Annotated in this window: 2 protein-coding genes; both read right to left on the minus strand. The window is 74.8% G+C overall.

Going from position 1 to position 2,037, the window contains the following annotated elements; genetic code table 11:
• Nucleotides 1-61: 61 nt before the first annotated feature.
• Nucleotides 62-1,318 carry a hypothetical protein gene (locus tag ACFV0G_RS33880; protein WP_380556281.1) on the minus strand — a complete coding sequence of 419 codons (1,257 nt, stop codon included), beginning with the start codon at nt 1,316-1,318 and terminating at the stop codon, nt 62-64.
• The gene (locus ACFV0G_RS33885) at nt 1,315-1,911 is read right to left on the minus strand and encodes a DUF6114 domain-containing protein (RefSeq protein WP_380556283.1); all 597 of its coding nucleotides are present in this window, start codon (nt 1,909-1,911) and stop codon (nt 1,315-1,317) included. The genes ACFV0G_RS33880 and ACFV0G_RS33885 overlap by 4 nt, the downstream gene beginning before the upstream one ends.
• Nucleotides 1,912-2,037 lie beyond the last annotated feature (126 nt).

The following is a 2,037-nucleotide window of genomic DNA, read 5'->3' on the forward strand; positions in this document are numbered from 1 at the left end:
GCCGGTGGACCGGCCGGGCCGTGCTGCGCCGTGCTGAGTCGTGCTGCGCCGTGCGGGCGGATCAGCCGTCGTAGGGGGACTGGTCCTGGTAGAGCTTCATCCCGGGGATCTTCAGGGTGCCGCCGAACTGGCCGGCCTGGACGGCCTTGGCCTTGTCCAGGGTGATGTCCAGCGGGATCGGGACGGCACCGATCAGGTCCCACAGCCACTTGGGCAGGGTGTCCGGGGTAAGGGTGATCTCGCCCAGGTCGATCGGGATCGGCAGGCCGTAGATCGCCGAGAGGTGCCCGGAGAGGCTCTCCACGTACATGGTGATCGGGCCGTTGCGCATGGTGGACGTGGTGCCCGGGCCGCCCTTCACGTGGAAGGTGTTGCCCTTGGTCATGATCGTCGACATGTCGAGGTCGCCGATGTCCACCGAGGCGGTGGTGAACTTCAGCACCCGCTTGGTGCCGGTCGGCGTCCGCACGTCGTAGACGCCGTTGAAGACCGAGCCGTGCAGGGCCAGGCGGCTGGAGTGGAGCGTCCAGTTCTGGTCCGGCACCACGTCGTTGCGGCCGGCCGCCTTGGCGCTGACCCCGCTGGTGTCCAGGATGCAGTTCGGGCCGGTCGGCGAGGCGGACGGGGTCGGGGCGGACGGGCCGCCGGACGCGGCGGAGGAAGCGCTCGCACCACCCGACGGGGCGGTGGCGGACGGCGCGGTGGTCACCGGGGCGGTCGGCGCATCCGAGCGGGTGGCCGTCGGCGGGGCCGGGGTGGTCGTGGTCCGGGTGCTGCCGCCGGTGGTGGTGGTCGGGGTGGGGGTCGGCTTGGGCGTGGGCGTCGGCCCGCCCGGGTGCAGGATGCCGTCCAGGATGTCGCCGATGATGCCGTGCGAGCCCTCGGCGGTGGCCGAGGCACTCGGGCTCGGCGCCGCCGTCGGCGCGGCCGGGGCAGCCGCGGCGGCGGTCCCCTGCTGCACCTTCGGCAGCACGGTGGACGACTTGGCGGTGGCGGTCGCGGTCGGCGCCTTCACGGGCGCCTTGGTGCTCCTCACCGGCGCCTTGCCGGTGGCCGTGGGCGCCGGGATGACCTTGATCTGGCTCTTGGGGACGGGCGTCTCCTCGAGCACGGTGTCCGGCGCGCTGGCGCAGGCCTTGCCCGCGGAGGTGTCGGCCACCGCGAGGGTGCTGGGGGTGTAGGCGGCGCCGACGATCAGCGCGGTCGGCACGGCGGCGATGGCCAGCGCCCGGCCGCGGATCCGGCTGCGCAGGCCGGCCCGGGGGGCGGCGTGGCGCGGCCGGGGCAGCTCTGCGGCTGTGTCGTCGCGGTCGTTCACCGCGCCTCCCCGGGGTCACCCGCCGCGGCGGCGGTGTCGGCCTCCGGCTGCGCCTGGGCGGGCAGCACGGGCCGGGTGTCGTCGTCGGCGGCGGCGGGCTCGGCCGGGGCCTCGGTGGCGGGGAGTTCGGCGGTGGCCGGCTCGGCGGCCGCGTACGCGGCGCCCTGCTCCACCGGCACGGCCTCGACGGGCGCCAGGGGCTTCCAGGCCATCAGCAGGCCGCCGGAGACCAGGCCGAGGATCAGGCCGAGGCCGAAGCCGCCGAGGTTGGAGACCGGGATGGAGATCAGCGCGAGCAGCGTGACGGCCACTCCGCAGAAGACCCGGACCAGCGGCTGGAACCAGGCGGTGAAACCGAGCGCCACCATCAGGACGCCGATGATCAGCGAGCCGGCGCCGGCGGTGGTCGCCATCGACACGGTCATGCCGTTGAGGTTGAGCTTGGCGTAAGGGAAGTACAGGATCGGCAGGCCGGCGATCATGGCCAGCAGACCGGCCCAGAAGGGCCGCGAGCGGCGCCAGTTGCGGAACCGCAGCCGCAGGGTGCTGCCGCCGTCGTTCTCGGGCCACGCCTGGGCAGTTGCGCTGGACACGATGCAACTCCTCGATGATTCGCTGCGAGGTTGGAGGAGGACTCCGGGAAGTGGGGGGGGGGGGGGGGGGGGCGGGCCCCCCCCCCCCCCCCCCCCCCGCGCGCCGCAGCGGGCGGCGGGGGGGCG

This window comes from Kitasatospora sp. NPDC059571, assembly GCF_042735675.1.
Taxonomy (GTDB): domain Bacteria; phylum Actinomycetota; class Actinomycetes; order Streptomycetales; family Streptomycetaceae; genus Kitasatospora.